The 18162-nt window shown below is 45.8% G+C and carries 16 protein-coding genes; 6 read left to right on the top strand and 10 right to left on the bottom strand.

Annotated elements, in window-relative coordinates; all coding sequences use genetic code 11:
• Positions 1-149: 149 nt before the first annotated feature.
• Both B9L19_RS00505 and B9L19_RS00500 read right to left on the bottom strand, forming a co-directional pair.
• Entirely contained in the window at positions 150-980 is an 831-nt protein-coding gene (locus B9L19_RS00505; protein WP_025948329.1) for a glycosyltransferase family 2 protein, read from the bottom strand.
• A gap of 361 nt (positions 981-1341) precedes the next feature.
• The gene (locus B9L19_RS00500; protein ID WP_047752475.1) at positions 1342-2538 is read right to left on the bottom strand and encodes an MFS transporter; all 1197 of its coding nucleotides are present in this window, start codon (positions 2536-2538) and stop codon (positions 1342-1344) included.
• 121 nt (positions 2539-2659) lie between these two features.
• Between B9L19_RS00500 and B9L19_RS00495 the strand changes: the two genes are divergently transcribed.
• The 5 genes from B9L19_RS00495 (at position 2660) to pstA (ending at position 7792) form a co-directional block, all read left to right on the top strand.
• Positions 2660-2977 (top strand): hypothetical protein, encoded by a 318-nt coding sequence (locus B9L19_RS00495; protein ID WP_025948327.1) that lies wholly within the window; start codon positions 2660-2662, stop codon positions 2975-2977.
• Between the two features lie 278 nt (positions 2978-3255).
• Positions 3256-5013 (top strand): stalk domain-containing protein, encoded by a 1758-nt coding sequence (locus B9L19_RS00490; protein ID WP_047752474.1) that lies wholly within the window; start codon positions 3256-3258, stop codon positions 5011-5013.
• A gap of 16 nt (positions 5014-5029) precedes the next feature.
• Positions 5030-5890, top strand: a complete 861-nt coding sequence (locus B9L19_RS00485; protein WP_025948325.1) for a phosphate ABC transporter substrate-binding protein — start codon at positions 5030-5032, stop codon at positions 5888-5890.
• 73 nt (positions 5891-5963) lie between these two features.
• Positions 5964-6899: a phosphate ABC transporter permease subunit PstC gene (pstC, locus tag B9L19_RS00480; protein ID WP_025948324.1), complete on the top strand. Its 936-nt coding sequence runs from the start codon at positions 5964-5966 to the stop codon at positions 6897-6899.
• Positions 6896-7792, top strand: coding sequence for a phosphate ABC transporter permease PstA (gene pstA, locus B9L19_RS00475; protein ID WP_025948323.1), 897 nt, complete (start codon positions 6896-6898; stop codon positions 7790-7792). The genes pstC and pstA overlap by 4 nt, the downstream gene beginning before the upstream one ends.
• 462 nt (positions 7793-8254) lie before the next feature.
• Here pstA and B9L19_RS00465 read toward each other — a convergent pair whose 3' ends face one another.
• The 8 genes from B9L19_RS00465 to B9L19_RS00430 form a co-directional block, all read right to left on the bottom strand.
• Positions 8255-9691, bottom strand: a complete 1437-nt coding sequence (locus B9L19_RS00465) for a 6-phospho-beta-glucosidase (RefSeq protein ID WP_025950165.1) — start codon at positions 9689-9691, stop codon at positions 8255-8257.
• Positions 9692-9831: 140 nt separating this feature from the next.
• On the bottom strand, positions 9832-11187 hold the full coding sequence (celB, locus tag B9L19_RS00460) for a PTS cellobiose transporter subunit IIC (RefSeq protein ID WP_033024242.1): 1356 nt from the start codon (positions 11185-11187) through the stop codon (positions 9832-9834).
• Complete coding sequence (locus tag B9L19_RS00455) at positions 11187-11708, bottom strand: hypothetical protein (RefSeq protein ID WP_025950163.1); 522 nt, start codon at positions 11706-11708, stop codon at positions 11187-11189. Before B9L19_RS00455 ends, celB begins: the two co-directional genes overlap by 1 nt.
• A gap of 24 nt (positions 11709-11732) precedes the next feature.
• On the bottom strand, positions 11733-12173 hold the full coding sequence (locus B9L19_RS00450) for a PTS cellobiose transporter subunit IIB (RefSeq protein ID WP_241771930.1): 441 nt from the start codon (positions 12171-12173) through the stop codon (positions 11733-11735).
• Between the two features lie 248 nt (positions 12174-12421).
• On the bottom strand, positions 12422-12727 hold the full coding sequence (locus B9L19_RS00445; RefSeq protein ID WP_198527149.1) for a PTS lactose/cellobiose transporter subunit IIA: 306 nt from the start codon (positions 12725-12727) through the stop codon (positions 12422-12424).
• Positions 12728-13128: 401 nt separating this feature from the next.
• On the bottom strand, positions 13129-15078 hold the full coding sequence (locus B9L19_RS00440; protein ID WP_089113810.1) for a BglG family transcription antiterminator: 1950 nt from the start codon (positions 15076-15078) through the stop codon (positions 13129-13131).
• Between the two features lie 19 nt (positions 15079-15097).
• A complete protein-coding gene (locus tag B9L19_RS00435) occupies positions 15098-15592 on the bottom strand; it encodes a PTS sugar transporter subunit IIA (protein WP_047752470.1) in 495 nt (164 codons plus the stop codon).
• A 90-nt stretch (positions 15593-15682) separates the two neighbouring features.
• Complete coding sequence (locus B9L19_RS00430) at positions 15683-16744, bottom strand: tartrate dehydrogenase (protein ID WP_047752469.1); 1062 nt, start codon at positions 16742-16744, stop codon at positions 15683-15685.
• A 154-nt stretch (positions 16745-16898) separates the two neighbouring features.
• Between B9L19_RS00430 and B9L19_RS00425 the strand changes: the two genes are divergently transcribed.
• On the top strand, positions 16899-18134 hold the full coding sequence (locus B9L19_RS00425) for a PucR family transcriptional regulator (RefSeq protein WP_047752468.1): 1236 nt from the start codon (positions 16899-16901) through the stop codon (positions 18132-18134).
• Positions 18135-18162: the final 28 nt, after the last annotated feature.

Here is an 18162-nt window from a genome sequence, read left to right as displayed (position 1 = left end):
CGCTCCGGACTGCCGTTTCATTAACCGTCTTCACCGGGCTCCCACCGTCCCCGGCTCGCTTGGGAAGAGAGGGTTAACTACTATTGATCCGTCATCGCGATCCATTATACGATTTTGTTCACTATCATAGCAAACCAGAAAGACCTATGTCAATGGTCGCTGGCATTTTTTTGCGCCCAAAACCGCGACACGACGGGCTTCCCGTCCCAGATGACTTCGCTTTTCGCCCGGCGCTTCGCGACTTCCGGCTCGTCAAGCAAGAGCCAAAAATTTTTCATCGGCAAGTCCCCAAGCCCATGCTTCTCACACAGCCGCCGCAAATATTGGCGCCGCTTGTCGTTCATATGTCGCGACACGTTGTCGCCGTCCGGGCTGAACGCATACAAGACCGTCGCCGCCGCGACACGGGTGACGCGACAGGCGGCCGCCGCGCGCAAAAAGAAGTCCCAGTCCCAATAATGGTGAACGGACGGGTCAAAATCGCCAATGTTGTCATGAAGCGCCTTCCGATAAACGCTCCCGGACGGCACATACGTCGAAAACGTCCGCATCGCCTCCAAATCATACTCATAAGCGAACAAAAACCGTGCAGACGGGATGCGTCGGTCGTTTTCGGTTCGATACTGAACAATTTCCGCATCGGCATAGGCGAAGTCCGCATGCTCGAGCGCCGCGGCCATCCGCTCGAGATGGCACGGCAGCACGAGGTCATCGTCGTCGCAAAGCATGATGTATTCCCCGCGCGCCGCCTTGACGCCGATGTTGCGGGCGGCGACATGTCCTTCGTTGTCGCGGCGGTCGATGAGACGAACGTCAAGCTCCGGGTACAAGGCGACGACATCATGAACCGGGACGCCGCCGTCGTTGACAATGATGACCTCAGACGGCTTGTACGTCTGCCGGCTTAACGACTCAAGCAGCTCGGCAAGCGGATACGGGCGATTGTACGTCGGAATAACCACGGACACGGACGGACGCAAGATTGATTCACCGCCTCTCGCACTGGCTTTCCCCTTGGCGTCCGCGGGCGTCGATGCGCACACCCACAGAAAGCTTGTCCAATCAAAAAAGGGGCTTACCCCTAAGGTACCGCCCCTGCCGTTTGTTTGTCAATTTTGTCTTGCCTCCCCTAACGAGCGCCACGAACCAAAGCCCGCAACTCTCATTAGAGATCTGTCTTAGAAGGCCGGTGATTTAGTGAAAAATCTCGGAAAATGGACTTTTTTCTCAAATAGAGAAGTTTTGCAAAATCAACGTTTCTCTGTCGGCCGAAAACAATGGGTTCGGCAAAATCAGTCGTTTTTCACCAGCCTCTTAGAATGTCCCTTACAACGATTTTACTCATGCAAGCTCCTGCTGCTTCGTCTCGCTGCCCAACACCGCAACCGCCAAAACGGCGACAAGGACCGATAGACAAAACAGCGTGAAAATGGCCGTCACCGATACCCCTTGGGCAACAAGCGAGCCGACCAACAGTGGGCCAAAAATGCCGCCGATGCGGCCAAACGCTGCCGCCATGCCGGCGCCTGTCGCGCGGATCGATGTCGGATACTGCTCCGGCGTGTACGCGTACAGCGCCCCCCAAGCGCCCAAGTTGAAAAACGACAAGAAAATGCCAGAAGCCATCAGCGCGGCGAGCGACTCGGCCGTGCCGAAAAAGTAGGCGCTCAATGCGGTGCCAAGCAAGTACGCAACCAAGACAAATTTCCGCCCCGCCCGTTCGATCAGCCATGCGGCGCTGAAATAGCCCGGCAGCTGCGCCAGCGTCATGATAAGCACGTACTCAAAACTTTTAATCAAGCTGAACCCTTTCATGACCATGACGCTCGGCAGCCATAAAAACATGCCGTAATACGAAAAGACGACGCAAAACCAAAGCAGCCAAAGCATGACCGTCTCTTTCCGATAAGGAGCGGACCATACGTGGATGATGTTTTTCCATACCGTCTCTTCTTTTCGCGCGGCCGCAAACCGCGGGGAATCAGGCAGACGGAGGCGCAAATAGATCGCATACAGCGCCGGAATCGCCGCCAGCCATAACGCCGTCCGCCATCCGTAAGCTGGTATGACGAAATACGAGATGAGCGCCGCCAACAGCCAGCCGCCCGCCCAAAAGCTCTCAAGCAGCACGACGACCCGGCCGCGGTCTTTAGCCGGCACCGCTTCCGAGACGAGCGTCGACGCGACCGGCAGCTCGCCGCCAAGCCCCATGCCGATCAAAAAGCGGAGCGCCAAAAACGTCGCCAACGTCGTCGTCAGCGCCGACAGCCCGCTGCCGATCGAGAATAATAACAATGTGACAATGAAAACCTTTTTCCGCCCGATCCGGTCGGCCAGCAACCCGAACAAAAGCGCCCCGACCGCCATGCCGATCGAGTTGACGCTGCCGATCCAACCGACTTGTTCGGCGGTCAAGTTCCAATCTTTTTGCAAGGCGGCCATCAAAAACGACAGCATCCCGACGTCCATCGCGTCAAACAGCCAACCGAGCCCGGCAATGCCTAACAGCCTGCGCTGGGAAATGGCGGTTTGGTTCATGTGTATCCCCCTGTCATTATCAGTGTAAAGACATATCTATTATAAAAGAAATCACCCACCTGTGCACTTACTTTGTTATAGTATTCATTGGAATAAATAAATCCATAAAAGGACGGTGCTTATGAGCGAGGAAAGAATCAAGGATCTTGAAGCAAAATTAAGTCTAGCCACCGACGCAATTACGCTACTGTTAGATATGGTGAACAAGGAGCACAAAAGCTTTGCGATTCTGGCCTTAGCCACTGGTTTTACCGCCGACGAGTTGGAACGCCTGGAAAAGCTGTTTTATCAGGCCGGCCAATCACAGTGGGACAAGGACACATTTGTGGCAGAGTTCGAGAAGCAACTTCCCAAAAGAAGTGCAATGTTGAGAAGCATTTTGGAAGGGCTGAAGTCAGATGGAAAGTTTGTATCGTTATGCGAGAAGTATTTGGATTGACAGAAAAACCCGTCCATGTCGAGGCGGGTTTATTTTTCTTCAAAACATCTAAAATTCATCTGTCATAGAAATGCATGACATAGCAAAGTTAACGTACAAAAAACAAAATATTAATACACTTTAAATAAAACAAAATATTCCTTTTACAATTTTCTCATATAATCGTTTATGCTTAGGAAAAATTTCATAAATCCTTTGAATGGAAAGGAGGATCGCCTTCCATCAAACCATGAAACCCGCTTCTCATGCAAAAGGGAAAATAGAAAGGAGAGGATCTCGTGAAAAAAATCATTGCCGGAACTGTCATGGCGACAGCTTTGCTGGCGGCTTCCCCCTCACCATGGACGGCTCTCGATGGACATGCCTATGCCGCAGCAGAAAAGAATACAGCCACATCTCACTATATTGTCAATGTCAACGGCAAGTTGATGACGATCCGTTCTCTCCATCGTTCGGGAACTGTTTTATTGGCGGGGAGCGATATAGCCAAGCTGTTTTCAGCTGATTATCGGTATGATCAAAAGCACCAATATTATGAAATTCGACGCACATCTCCCAACGTACGGATCGTGCTTCAGACAGGGAAAAAAGCGGCATTGGTGAATGGCAAATCCGTTTCATTGTCTGTCGCCCCACAGCGTTTTGGTCACGAACTGTACGTCGATGCCAAGCAAATCGCCGCTCTTTTAGGTGGACAATGGAAAACAGAAGCTGGCGTCGCCATCGTGTCGACATCCGGCAGCTTTCGCCCTTTTCGCGAGACATGGCAAGTGAACGGCTCCACAGCTACGCTTCACGGTCTCGTGTTAGGACAAACATCTTTTTATTCAGTCAATGATGTTGCCGTTGCTTTTGGCGCCACTGTGCATGTTGACAAAAAAACGAGCATGGTTAAGGTCAAAAAAGGCAATCGGACAATTCTCTTCCACCCGTTTAGTTATGTATTGAACGCCGGCGGCATAAAAACCTCCTTGCCGACCGCCCCGTTCATTCAAAACGGGGTGCCGTACATCAATCTGTCCGCCATCGTCTATGCACTAGGGGGAGAGATCGAAGAGCAAGAGCGATTTATCGCCACATCTGGTTTCATCAAAGGAACGAGCATCCATCCACAATGGATCGATCAAAACACCTTGCTCATCAGCCGACCGGATGAAGCCTCTTCACTGCTTTTGGACATTCGCTCGCGAACGGCCATCCGTTCCATCAACGAAATGGATCTTACGCTATCGCCTGACGGAAAAAAAGCGGCTTACGTCGATGAAAACGGTCATTTGTTTGTCATAGACTTCGTTTCCAACACGGTCCAACAAATCGGCGAAGACGATGAGGTCAAAACCGATCTCGTTTGGTCCCGCGATGGCCGCTCACTCTATTGCATTTACGGCAGCAACAATGAGGCGGTCGCGGTCGTTGCCTTAGACAATGGAACCGTCACCAAGCTCATTGATGACAAAGTGAAGTACAAAACAGATCTTCGTCTTTCTCCCGATGGAACAAAGTTGTTATACACAGTAGCGAATGAAGGGAAAACGAATTACACGGACGATCAAAAAACCGATGTCGATTCCATTGATACAAACGGAACCGATCCGCAGCTGATTCTTGTCGACCTGTCTTCACCAACAAAACAGCCGACACCATTAACTTCATCGCCAGACAATAAGGTTGACAGCGCGTTTCTATCAAACCATGACATCGTGTATGTCAGCGCAACGGATGATGAAACGAGTCCGCCATCATTGAAAGTGATCCAAAATAGAGTAGAACAAACATTGCTTGACAAGCAGAACATCATAGACATGGCGGTTGTCAAAAGCCGCATTTACGTTGTGGTTGAAGCAAATGGACTTTACACCATCCGCCGCTTCGATCCATCTACCAAATCGTGGACAACAATGGGAAGTACGAAACATGAAATTACCTCGATTGCGCCATCACCTTATGACGATCAAATCGCGGTAACGATGGCAACCGACGGTGGAGAAAACGTATCTCTTCTTCGCCATGGTTCATGGATGAATCTTACAAAATGAGGATGGAGGGAGATTTATGAAACGCAGCACATTATGGAAAAGAGTCATTTCTGCTGTTCTGTCATCTACCTTGTTGCTTGGAGCCGCCTTGGCCACCGAGCATCGCGCCGATGCCGCTGAAGTATCCGGAAAAATCGTGATTGCCGGCTCCACAGCTTTGTTGCCGTTAACTCAACAAGCGGCAAAAGAATTTAAAAAGAGCCATCCAAAAGTCAAAATTGTGGTTTCCGGCTCTTCTTCCATCGCCGGTCCGCAGTCTGTCACAAAAGGAGTCGCCACCATTGGAGCATGCGACTGGGATGCCACTAAAGCGGTCGGAGGGTTCCCTGCTTACAAAGGATTAAAAGCATACAAAATTGCCAAAATTCCGTTCGCTGTCATTGTCAACAAAGACAATCCCGTCAGCAACCTGTCCGTCGAACAAATCCAAGACATCTATGAAGGGAAAATCAAAAATTGGAAACAATTAGGTGGTAAGAATGAGGAAATCGTTGTCATCAACCGAGCCAAAGGATCTGGAACACGCGTCAATTTTGAAGACAAAATCATGGACGGTCATACGATCAAAACAACAGGAGACAACTACAAAGAAGTGCAAAAATCAGGAGATATGGTGAATGCCGTTGCGTCCAATCCGAACGCCATTGGATTTGTTGATTTGGCTTATGTGAAAGGCGGAATTAAAGCCGTCAGCATCAACGGTGTCAAAGCAACCACAGCTAATGCCCAAAGCGGCAAATACATTTTTTACGGCTATGGATACTTACTGACCAAAGGGGAAGCCAAAGGTGCGGACAAAGCCTTTATCGATTATATTTTAAGCAAAAAATTCCAAAATGGCTCCTTGAAAAAATTAAAATTCATTCCTGTGAAATAACGACCTCTTTCAGCCTCTCCTTTATTGGCGGAGAGGCTGATTTTCCGTTCGATGAAAGAAAGGGGAAAGGAAAATGGAAAAGCTGTCTCCTGATTGGACTGAGGCTACCCGCTTGTGGACTGCTCACCGTCAACACTGGATCACAAAATATCGATCCGACCGCCTGTTTCGTTTTTTTTGCTTGGCGAGCATCGTATTTCTGATCGTCGTATTGAGCGCCATCGTTCTATTCGTCAGCAAAACGGGCCTTCTCGTGTTTCGAGATGTATCTCCGTGGGAATTTTTCTTCTCCTCCCGATGGGATCCAGAACATCATCGATACGGCGCCGCCGTTTTTATCACTGGAACACTATATGTAACGTTCGTGACGCTGTTGATGGCCACACCGATTTCCATTTTGACAGCCGTATTTATTGCGGAGATGGCCCCTCCCCGGCTTCAACAATGGCTTCGGACGCTGCTTGATTTGTTGGTCGGCATCCCATCCATTGTTTACGGATATTTGGGAGCCACCTTGCTCGTCCCATGGATTCGTAAGCTTACAGGCGCTCCAGTGGGAGATGGGATTCTTGCGGCAGCGATCGTGCTATCGATGATGATCTTGCCTACCATCACCCGCATTACCGACGATGCACTTTGCGCGGTTCCCAACGAATGGCGGGAGGCCAACTATGCCCTTGGAGGGACCAAAATAGAAATGATTGCCAAAGTATTGCTTCCTGCCGCGAAATCTGGGATTGCCGCTGCTGTCATCCTCGGCATGGCACGTGCCCTTGGCGAAACAATGGCCGTCGTAATGGTTATCGGCAACGTGGCGCAATGGGGATTTGATTTGATCACGCCATCAAGTGTGTTAACCAGCCATATCGTGATGCAAATTTTAAACGTCGACTTTCATTCAACGGCCAATCACGCCCTTTATATGATGGCGCTTTTGCTGCTTTTCATCTCCATTTCTCTCATTATGATGATTCGCCGCTTGCGTCTGAAAGGAGGATCGTCATCATGAACAATCAAGCCCCCGGCCTTCACGAAAAAATGAGTCGGCTCCGCATCCGTCGTCTCATGAATCAACTCGTACTGGGAATGATCAGTATCATTTCTGCAGCTGTTTTTTTTATTATCTTATTCCTTCTTTATATGATCGTGCGAAAAGGGTTGCCGGACATTGACACCCATTTTCTCATTGGACTGCCCGAAGAAATCGACGCTGGAGGAGGAATTGGGCCGTTCTTATGGAACTCGATTTACATTCTCGCGCTATCATTACTTCTGTCGTTGCCCCTCGGAATTGGAGCTGGTATTTTTTTAGCAGAATACGCCCCAAACAACCGAACCATGGAATGGGTGAGGGCCGCCATTGAAAGCCTGGCATCTGTCCCGTCAATTGTGTTTGGCTTATTCGGTTACGCCTTGTTTGTGGAATACTTTCAAATCGGGGTCACCATTTTAGGAGCATCCATTACATTGGCATTGCTCAATCTTCCAGTTTTAGCCCGCGTCTCCGAAGAAGCGATCGCAGCGGTTCCCTCTGCTTGGAGGGAAGCCTCTTTCGCTTTAGGCGCAACGAAAGCACAAACCATTGTCAAAACGGTGCTCCCTGCAGCCATGAAAGGCATTTTGACCGGCATCAGCCTTGTCGCATGCCGAGCATTTGGCGAATCCGCCATTATTTTGCTAGTTGGTGGGACATCGTCATCTGGCGAGATGTGGGATTTCCATCTCCTTTCCGAAGGCGCGACTCTTCCGGTCCATCTGTGGTACATTCAATCTGAAGCGCTCGTGGCCGATGCACAGCAAATTGCCGATAAAACATCGGCGCTGCTCGTGCTGATGGTGCTGTTTCTCAGTTTTATCATCCGCTTCCCGCTATGGCTCAAGCAACGGAAGAAACGCTATTAATAAAAAAAGAGGATGTCCCAAAAGATCGTCTCTCTTTAAGAGAAATACAATATATCGTGTGGCTGAAGTGATTTGTCGCTACACCTTGTAATGAAGAAAGGGTGTCCCGTTGCATTTGGGACACCCTCTTGGCGAAAAAGACGATCTACCTAAACAGTTATCCAAAAAAAATATTTTACATCACGTTTCTTTTCTGATGCAATGCTACAGGGTTGTGTATGCTTTTATATCATCCAATATGTGAACTACCCACCACCTACGCTTCGCTTAGAGGTGGGGGCTTCAAGCGACTTGTGTGTGTTCGCCGAACGGTAAGCCCCACACAAGAACCCTTTACGCTTCCCTTCGTTCCGAAGGTGTCCGTTCTAGCCATATTCTATCATACTCGTTGGCTAACGCCAACCGACATTCATCTCCCACTTTCACTTCGTTTCGAAGTGGGAGACTTCTTTCGGAAAGATGTTAAAGCTCCTCCCCATTAGTTTCAATGACTCTTTTATACCAATAAAAGGATTTTTTTCTTCGTCTTTCTAATGTTCCCTTTCCTTCATTATCTTTATCTACATAGATAAATCCATAACGCTTTTCCATTTCCCCTGTCCCAGCACTTACTAAATCAATACATCCCCATGGCGTATACCCTATAACATCAACTCCATCTAATTGGATTGCGTTTTTCATTTCCTGAATGTGATCCCGAAGATACTGAATACGGTAGTCATCGTTAATCGTTCCATCTTCTTCAACGACATCCTTAGCCCCTAAACCGTTTTCCACAATAAATAACGGAAGTTGATATCGTTCATACAAAACATTTAGTGAATATCTCAGCCCTACAGGATCAATTTGCCATCCCCAATCACTTGTTTTCACATACGGATTTCGAACAATGCGCCCAAATTCCCCATCAAATTCACTTCCCTCTACTTCACGGGCACTCACGACTTTTGACATATAATAACTGAATCCGATATAATCAACCGTACCTTCCTTTAAAGCTTGTTCATCTTCTTGTGTATATTCAATATTGAATCCCTTGCGATCCCAATATTTCTTTATATAACTAGGGATTTCCCCTCGAACATGCACATCTCCAAAAAACCAACGATTACGCATAGCCTCGGTAGCAAGCATGACATCATCTGGATGGCAAGAATATGGATATATAGGCACAAAAGCCAGCATACAACCTATGCGAAAATCGGGATTGATCGCATGACCCAATTTTACGACTTTTGCGCTTGCAATCAGCTCATGAAGGGCAGCTTGATACATCGTTTCTTCTCTATTCTCTCCATCCCCATATATAATCCCTGAATTCGTGAAAGAAAAGAAATCGATGCTTGTATCAGCCTGATTGTTGATTTCATTAAAGGTCATCCAATATTTCACTTTATCTTTATAGCGTTTCATCACTGTCTCAGCAAATCTCACAAAGAAGTCAATACACTTTCTATTTCTAAAGCCCCCATATTTTTTTACAAGGTGATAAGGCATTTCAAAATGAGACAATGTAATCACAGGTTGAATGCCATACTTGAGCAGTTCATCAAACACAGCATCATAAAACTTTAAGCCTTCTTCATTTGGCGTTGGATCATCTCCATTAGGAAAGATTCTCGTCCAAGCGATTGAAGTTCGAAAACATTTAAACCCCATTTCAGCAAACAATTTAATGTCTTCTTTATAACGAGAATAAAAATCAATAGCTTCATGATTTGGATAATAATACCCCTCCAATACCCCATCTGTAATTTGACGAGGTACACCGTGTCTCCCCGCTGTCATAACATCAGCAATACTCATTCCTTTTCCTCCTTGATTCCATCCCCCTTCAAACTGATGTGCGGATACCGCCCCTCCCCAAAGAAAGTTTTTGGGAAAAGCATGTGTTGACATCATGAATCAGCTCCTCACCTGAATCATATATTTATTGAATATGGTGAAACCTATCATTGTCATTTAAACATGGAGAAGACGGCCAAGACCCCGTCTTCCCCAATCGTTAAACTGTATTCTTGCTAGCTTTTAAGGAAAAATCACAAAACAGACTCTCCACCTTTTTCTTGCTCAAACAATTTATTGTCATATAATTTAACAAATGGTAAATAAATAAGAAGAGCTACAATTCCGCAAATGAACGCGACCACAACCGCCATCAAATCTCCACCTGTACCAATAAAGGCGCCGATACCAATCGGAGATGGCCATGGCACTTGTGCAATAATCGGTTTAATAAAATGTAGCTTAATGGCCCAATAACCAATTGTTGCGGTGGCCATAGGAGCTAAAAAGAACGGGATAGCCAAATAGGGGTTATACACGATCGGCAAACCAAATAAGATTGGTTCGTTAATATTAAAAATTCCAGGTGCAATAGAAGCTCTGCCCAAAATTTTTAATTGCTGTGATTTCGCTAAGAAAGCGATAAAAAGCGTCAATCCTAACGTTGAACCCGAACCGCCCATAATAACAAATGAATTTTGAAACTCACCAGCGAACGGAATATTCGCCCCATGCATGTTGGCCTCCATATTCGCCAAAACAATCGGCGTGGTAAAAGCGGAGATAATATTCGCTCCATGAATTCCGACAATCCAAAGTGCATGGATTAAGAAGTAAATGACCATCAGTCCTAACCAACTATTTGCTATATTGACCACAAAACTGAATGGAACAGCCACAACCTTGAATATATCAGTGCCTAATGCCACTAAAATCCCGTTAATCATCAATACAACAAAAGCAACGAAAAAGGCTGGAATTAACGCTGTGAACGATCTCGATACTCCCTCAGGAACCGCTTCCGGCATCTTAATGACCCAATTTCGTTTCACACACAATCGGTACAATTGCACAGCTACGACGGCCATAATAATAGCAGCAAAAATCCCCGTTGTACCTAGGCGACTTACCCCATTATCAACCATTTCCCAGCCGCTAATAATTTTGGCATGGTCATCAATCTGTTGCACCAAAGAAATCTTCCCATCTTTTAACACCAATTGTGGGATTGTCATGAAAAAAGCAAACATGGACAATAAAGCGCCGTTTAACGGATTTACATTCAGCCCTTCTTCCTCAGCAAATAGTTTCGTATACTCATATCCAATAACAAGGTTGAAATACAAAGCCAAGATGCCCATTGTGGCTTTAAATGCCAACATATACAAATCACTAATTCGGAAGAAAGTACTGTTAAAAAACCCCTCTAAAAATGTCATGGTTTGTGGCAAAACATTAAGAACAAGAAACATAGATCCTACAATGGTGAACGGAATAGATGCCATTCCCGCCGCCATGACAGCCCTAACAAATCGAAACGATGCAACCTTCCCCATAGGACCCATTAGGTATTTTTCAAGCAAAACAAACAGCCTATTTTCCGACGACATTAGAAACTCCCCCTTTTTCGTTGGAGCATTTTCTCATATTGCTGAATACGATAATAATGCTTATCTTCATTGTTCTTAATTTGTCGCAAACGATTGAGAGATACAAGTATTAGACATATTTGAAGGAACAAGATTGCTAGAACCAATCCCCTTGATTTGTTCTCATTTATCAAAAACGGATACAATTGGCCAAACGGGGCAGTGAAGCAAGCCATCACTGCCAGGAGAACATTTATCCAAAGCAAAACAAGAAAGACGTATTTTGTATATCGTGCATCATTAGTAGGAGCACTATAGATTTTAACCTGTTCTGCCATGCTTATTGTTAAGATCATCATCAATAACAAAGGAATAACATGCAAAAATGAATGAACCATGATCATGCAGATAAACCAGTATAAGTTAGCAAAAAATATTACTGCCATAACGTACCGAATCAGGAGATAACGGTTATAATACATTGATTTCACACTTTGCTCTTGTCGCCTTCTCTCTAATAAGACTCTTGCACTTTCATTCATACAAATCCCTCTTTCTTCCAATCGTTATAATTGATTGGAGAATTCATTTAATATTAGGTTTCCCAGTTTTTCAATCCCCATCGGAACAGGAATATACGCTTGCGGAGGAATATTCACGACTGGTTTTCCTACACGGTCTCCCACTTCTTTTAGTTTTTGGTAATACATTTTCGTTTGAGGGCTTACCAAGAATAAGTCGAACTCACCTTTTTCAATCATTTTGCTGCCTTCATTAGCAGAAACAGCATCAACGGTAATATCATAACCTTTCGATTTAAAAAACTCCGTTGTTTTTTTAGCCATTAAAGAAGATGACATTCCTGCTGCACAAATGATTAATACTTTTTTCATGATCGATCCCCCGTCTAGAAATATTTTAGAAAATCCAAAACGGAAACCATCTTTGGTATTTTTAAACACCCAAAATTTAGAAACCAGTATTTCCTTTGCGATTGTTCCGTTCATTACAACCAGCACTTGACAAACTAATATAGAACCTGAATCCGTGACAGAAGTGTATCAAAAATGCTGGGAAACCCAATCGTGTCGAGACTTCGACTCCATTTCGAATGTTCACCTATTAGGTGAAGAACCCCGAGTGCAATATTTTGTTGATTGATCAAGTTTTCTTGGCAGCTTTGAACGCGTCTTTATCACGGATTCAGGATAGAAAGGCCAAGTACAACGTTTGGTGATAACCATAATTTTTTGTTTTAAAGGATTTTTTTGTAAATTCCAATCATTTCTTGTGCTAAGTCAATCACAGTCATGGCATTCATCAAATGATCTTGCGCATGAACTAGCAAAATGCGAATCTCTACTTTTTCTCCGCGTGCTTCTCCCTGAATAAGCTCCGTTTGAAAGCGATGAGCTTCCCTCATTTCCTCATGGGCTTCCTCGATTTTCTGTTCAGCTAGGGTAAATTCACCATTCTTTGCGTGGTGAATAGCCTCCATGGCTAAGTTTCTTGCATTTCCACCATGCAGAATAATTTGAAAACTAATTTCCTCTAAATTCACTTGAATCACCTTAATCCTCCTTATTGTTGATTTTTCTTCCCTCTAAATTCTAATGGAAACGGAACATAGAGACCCCCCTTCATCACCTCAAGTCATTTTTTCTCTTCATTATGCAAATTCCTTTATGACTTTATACTAATTTGAAAGCGTTTTAATTTTAAGAATAAGTTTTTCCGTTGCTCAACGGAAATGTTGTATACCTAATAAAAAGGCTGAGGCCTCCGCTTATTTTTCAATTAGAGAAACTTTTCCAAATGGACTTGGGCTCTGAGCCGATGCCGTTGATTTGCGCTCGATGCTCCATTTTTCACCAACCCCCTAATTCATTTTTCAACAACAAAAAAAGCACTTCACGAAGGATCTTTGAAGCGCCTTTCTAAAATAAATCCAAATTCATTTATCTATCTCTTCATCGAGTTAATAATTTCAATTATTTCTTTAGGGGATTGGCTTTTAACTATTTTCCGCACAATGGTCTTATCCTCTAATATATCCAGCAACTTTTGATACATTTTTTCTAAATTGCCCGTAGGACCTTTTTTAATATTCAGCAGGCAAACAACTTGAACCTTTTGGTCCCCATGCCATTCAATAGGTCGTTTTAGAGTGCACATCGCCCAAAACGTTTCCTCAGTTTCAGGAATTAAAGGATGTGGAATCGCCACAAGATTCCCAAAGTTGGTTGGAGCCAATGATTCTCTTTCAAGCACATAATTTACATAATATTCAGAAACAAGACCTTGTTTATATAATTCCTGACATATAAAGCGTATAACGCTCTCCTTATCTTCAAAATCTTTGTGAATAAACACTCTAGATTCATCTAAGTAATTTTCCTTCTCCCCTACTTTCCTATCCAACAATCTTTGGCGAATCTCTTCAACATCTTGTTCATTTAACAGTGGACTCACTACCTGAACAGGAACCCCTATATTCTCTTGAATAGGAATTGTGCTGATAATAAGGTCAATGGCAGATAAATCCCAATCTCGCAACTGGTAGTAGTTTGTAGAAGAGACAATTTTGATTTCATCGCCAAATATTCTTTGCAAACGATAAAAAAGCAATTTGGCACTGCCAACGCCGGACGCGCATACAATCATCACTCTCAACTTTCTCTTCTCATTTTTTTTGCGTTTTTCCAAAGCGACACCTATGTGCAGGGCAATATACGCTATTTCATGTTCCCCGACTTCCATACCTAGATAATCCGAAATACATTTGCTAGCGATAACGGCCCCTTCAAACGCGCTTGTATACTTTGTCTTCACTTCATCTAGAAGTGGATTCCTTATATTCATCTTGTACCGTAATCTATTCATTGCAGGACGAATATGCAATGTTAATCCTTGGATCAATTCTGTATCATCTGAAAAATCCCAGCCTAGTTTATCCTTCAGTTGCTTCAACATACATTGAACAATGGATTTCACTTCATCATATTCACTAAACTCTTTCAGCATCTCTTGTTGTATAAGCTTAGTTCCCAGCAAATGCACGATAACATAGTTGATTTCAGCCTCAGGAAAAGTTAAGCCTGTTAGATGTTCTACTTCTTTTATGATTTCAGTAGCAACAAGATGTTCAAGCGGATACTTTCGATTCATATTATGTTGAATATCTCCAATGATAAACCCCTCTTGGATTCGTTTACAAGCAATGGAAATGTGAATGGTCAAGTTTTCAAGAGCAATATCTGATATCTCAATGTTATACTCATTTACCTTTTTAATAATGATCTCCTTAATATCGGTCAATAAATTCCGATCAAAAACATCCTCATTTTCGAAAAAAGCAATTTTTGTACCGCCATTATGATCATGATGACGATGAAGAATATAATTGGAGAGGCAAAGCCTCTTCATGTACTCTTCTCCTTCTACAACCATACCATGACGAGGACGAACCGTTAATTTTAGTTTGTACTTTTGCAAAATTTCACGCACTATTTTTAGATCGCTCTGAATAGTGGGCTTCGATACAAATAGCTCTTCCTCTAAGCTTTCCAACTTAATCGGCCTTTTCTCTAACAAAAATTTTTTTAGTATATATATAACACGATCATTTTGTTCCAAAAGATAGGTTTGATTTTCAACATGGAGGTTTTTTTTATCACAAAGAAGCCCCATTTTCTGAAATCGTTCGACATCTTGAATCTCCAGTTTGTACCCTTTTCCTCTTATAGATTCAATTGTGGCACCAAGTATATGACTTTGCATTCGGAGTTCTTTTAATTCATCTCGAACTGTGCGATCGCTTACTCCTAATTGCTTTGCCATCCAATCAGCTGGAATGGGATCTTTATTCTGAACTAAAAACGATAGGATTGCTTTTTGACGTTTTGTAAACATATCCTTCCCCTCCCCACCCTTATTTCATTTTCACATGAAATAAGACCGTCTCGCCTTTTTTGGCTGATGCCTCGGCCTTTCTCTCAAGGCTTTTGAGGGCATCCCCGTTCGTAATGATGATGGGCGTCACCGCGCTTTTCGCTTTCTCGCGCACAAGCGGCAAGTCGACAGAAAGAAGCCGATCGCCCCGTTTCACTCGGTCGCCGGCTTTGACATAGGCGGTGAATCCTTCCCCATTCATCGACACGGTGTCGATGCCGACATGGATGAGCAGCTCCACACCCGCTTCCGAACGCAAGCCGATGGCGTGTTTCGTCGGAAAGAGCTGAATGATTTCGCCATCGACCGGAGCGACGACATCCCCATCCGCTGGATCGATGGCGATGCCATCGCCCATCATGTTTTGCGCAAACACCGGATCCGGCACGTCGTCAAGCGGCACAATCGTCCCGTCAAGCGGCGCGGTGATCGTCTCTTCCTTTGGCTGTTGCTTGCCAAACCATTTTTTGAACAACGGGCGTCATCCTTTCTATTCGATTTGTCTGACAACAAGTATACTGAAACAAAAGGACAGTGCCAACCGCGCCGCCCCAACCCGTCTTCATCAGCCGCGTTTGCGCAACCGCCGGCAAATTTCTTCCGTCACTTCCTTCGTCGTCGCCGTGCCGCCGAGATCCGGCGTTTTGATGCCGTCAGCGGCGACATCCTCGATCGTTTGCAACAAAAGGGCGCCAATCTCTTCTTCGCCGAAATGGTCAAGCATCAGTTTCGCCGTCCAAATTTGCCCGATCGGGTTGGCGATGCCTTGACCGTAAATATCAGGCGCCGAGCCGTGCACCGGCTCAAACATGGACGGATACTTGCCGTTGACGTTGATGTTCGCTGCGGGGGCGATGCCGATGCTGCCCATAATGGCGCCGCCAAGGTCCGTCAAAATGTCGCCGAACAAGTTGCTCGCGACAACGACGTCAAACGTATGCGGCCTTGTCACGAAAAAGGCGGCCAACGCGTCAATATGGTACGACGCGGTCGCGACATCCGGGTAGTCGCGCTTGACGTCGGCGAACACTTCATCCCAAAACGGCATCGTATGGAAAATGCCGTTCGATTTCGTCGCGCTCGTCACATGCCGTTTCCGCTTCCGCGCCAGTTCGAATGCATAGCGCATCGCCCGCTCCGTCCCTTTGCGGGTAAAGACAGCGTTTTGAATGGCGATTTCGTCTTCTCCGCGGTGGATGCGCCCGCCGATTTCACTGTATTCCCCTTCGCTGTTTTCGCGGACGACGATGAAATCAAACTCGCGCGGTTCGGCAAGCGGCGACGACAATCCGCGAAAATATTTCGCCGGGCGAATGTTGATCACTTGTTCAAATTCGCGGCGGATTTTCAGAAGCAATCCCCACAATGAAATATGGTCAGGGACAAGCTTCGGATTGCCGACCGCTCCAAGGAAAATGGCGTCAAAGTTCCGCAACGTCTCAAGCCCATCATCCGGCATCATTTTTCCATGCTCCATATAATAGTCGCAGCTCCATGGAAATTCAGTGAAAGAAAAAGAAATCCCTCCATGGACGTCCGCAACCGCTTTCAACACATCCAACGCCGCTGGTACAACTTCCTTGCCGATGCCGTCGCCAGGGATGACGGCGATTTCCCATTTTTTCACAACAGTCTCCTCCCTGATGAAACATTTCCTTATCCTTATATGTTCGACAGAAAGCGCACCTAATCCTCTCCATCTATTATAGAATACACGATGGCAGCCCTTATTTGTGGTAAAATCAAACTACAATCTGATGAACGATGCGGGGGAAACAAATATGTCTCACTATACCGACCCGTTCCGCGGCGAATTTGACAGCCTTGAAGAGTTTGCCGACCGCGTCAGCGACGTGCTGAAATGCCCGGTGACGATCGAAGACGCCAATCATCGGCTCATCGCCTACAGCGCTCATGACGATTACACCGATCCGGCGCGGACGGCGACGATCATCAGCCGGCGCGTCCCGGAAAAAGTGATCAACAGCTTATGGAAACAAGGCGCCATCCCGGCGCTGCTCAAAAGCCGCGAGCCGGTGCGCGTGCCGCCGATTCATGACGTCGGCCTCGGCAGCCGCGTCGCTGTCTCGATCTGGAAAAACGATGAGGTGATCGGTTTCATCTGGGTGCTGGAAACGAACCGGACGCTGTCGCCTGAGGAGATGGAATGGCTCAAGCTCGCCGCCAAGGCAGCGAAAAACAAAGTGTTGCAGCTGTATATGCGCAAAAACAAAAAAGAAGAGCGGGTGCAGGAGCTGTTTTGGAAGTTGCTGACGAGCCATATCGCGGCTGAAGACGAGATTCGCGCCCATCTCGCTGCCATGCAAATCCCGACCGCGCCGCAGTTTGCCATTGTCGTCTTTCGCTTTGCCGCCGATTTGACCGCTGAAATGGAGCGGCAAATTTCCTACCTGCTGCAAACAACCCAACAACTCCCGCTCCTTCTTTATACGACCGACGGCCGCGATGTGATTTTGCTTGGGGCGCCCAAAACTGATCAGCCGCTGAAAGAGCTGAATGCGTTCATCGAATCGTTCGCCGCCAAAATGAAAGAACGATTTCACATCCACGATGTGCAGTGCGGGTTTGGCGGCGTGTACAGCGTCTATCGCCTCATTGAAAAAAGCTACCGCGAAGCGCTCGCCGTGCTGGCGTTGAAGGAGAAGCTTGGGGATGACATCAACGGCGTCTACGGCTATGCCCAGCTTGGCATTTACCAGTTTTTCGACTTTTTGCTTGAAAAAAAACGGCAAGGAGACTGGACCAACCTGGCGCTCGAGAAATTGCAAGCCTATGACCGCAAACATCACAGCGACTTGGTGAAAACGTTTGAAACGTTTTTTGACCATAACGAAAATGTGCAAGAAACCGCCGACGTCCTCAACGTTCACCCGAACACACTTGCTTATCGGCTCAAGCGGATTGCCGACATTGCCGAGCTTGATCTCAATGACATGAATCAAAAAATCAAATTATACATTGATATTAAATTAGCGAAATACGAAGCGCGCGGTTGAATTTGTGGAAATCCACAAAAACCGGGCG

The organism is Geobacillus thermocatenulatus, from assembly GCF_002217655.1.
GTDB classification, from domain to species: domain Bacteria; phylum Bacillota; class Bacilli; order Bacillales; family Anoxybacillaceae; genus Geobacillus; species Geobacillus thermocatenulatus.
Note: the sequence above shows the minus strand (reverse complement) of the source record. Positions and strands in the feature narration are given on the sequence as shown.

Excerpts from the sequence above, each read along its gene's own strand:
- B9L19_RS00425 (WP_047752468.1), top strand. The coding sequence starts at position 16,899 with ATGTCTCACTATACCGACCCGTTCCGCGGCGAATTTGACAGCCTTGAA.
- B9L19_RS00450 (WP_241771930.1), bottom strand. The coding sequence starts at position 12,173 with ATGAACGGAACAATCGCAAAGGAAATACTGGTTTCTAAATTTTGGGTG.
- B9L19_RS00500 (WP_047752475.1), bottom strand. The coding sequence starts at position 2,538 with ATGAACCAAACCGCCATTTCCCAGCGCAGGCTGTTAGGCATTGCCGGG.
- B9L19_RS00465 (WP_025950165.1), bottom strand. The coding sequence starts at position 9,691 with ATGTCAACACATGCTTTTCCCAAAAACTTTCTTTGGGGAGGGGCGGTA.
- celB (WP_033024242.1), bottom strand. The coding sequence starts at position 11,187 with ATGTCGTCGGAAAATAGGCTGTTTGTTTTGCTTGAAAAATACCTAATG.
- B9L19_RS00440 (WP_089113810.1), bottom strand. The coding sequence starts at position 15,078 with ATGTTTACAAAACGTCAAAAAGCAATCCTATCGTTTTTAGTTCAGAAT.
- B9L19_RS00495 (WP_025948327.1), top strand. The coding sequence starts at position 2,660 with ATGAGCGAGGAAAGAATCAAGGATCTTGAAGCAAAATTAAGTCTAGCC.
- B9L19_RS00455 (WP_025950163.1), bottom strand. The coding sequence starts at position 11,708 with ATGAATGAAAGTGCAAGAGTCTTATTAGAGAGAAGGCGACAAGAGCAA.
- pstC (WP_025948324.1), top strand. The coding sequence starts at position 5,964 with ATGGAAAAGCTGTCTCCTGATTGGACTGAGGCTACCCGCTTGTGGACT.
- B9L19_RS00485 (WP_025948325.1), top strand. The coding sequence starts at position 5,030 with ATGAAACGCAGCACATTATGGAAAAGAGTCATTTCTGCTGTTCTGTCA.
- pstA (WP_025948323.1), top strand. The coding sequence starts at position 6,896 with ATGAACAATCAAGCCCCCGGCCTTCACGAAAAAATGAGTCGGCTCCGC.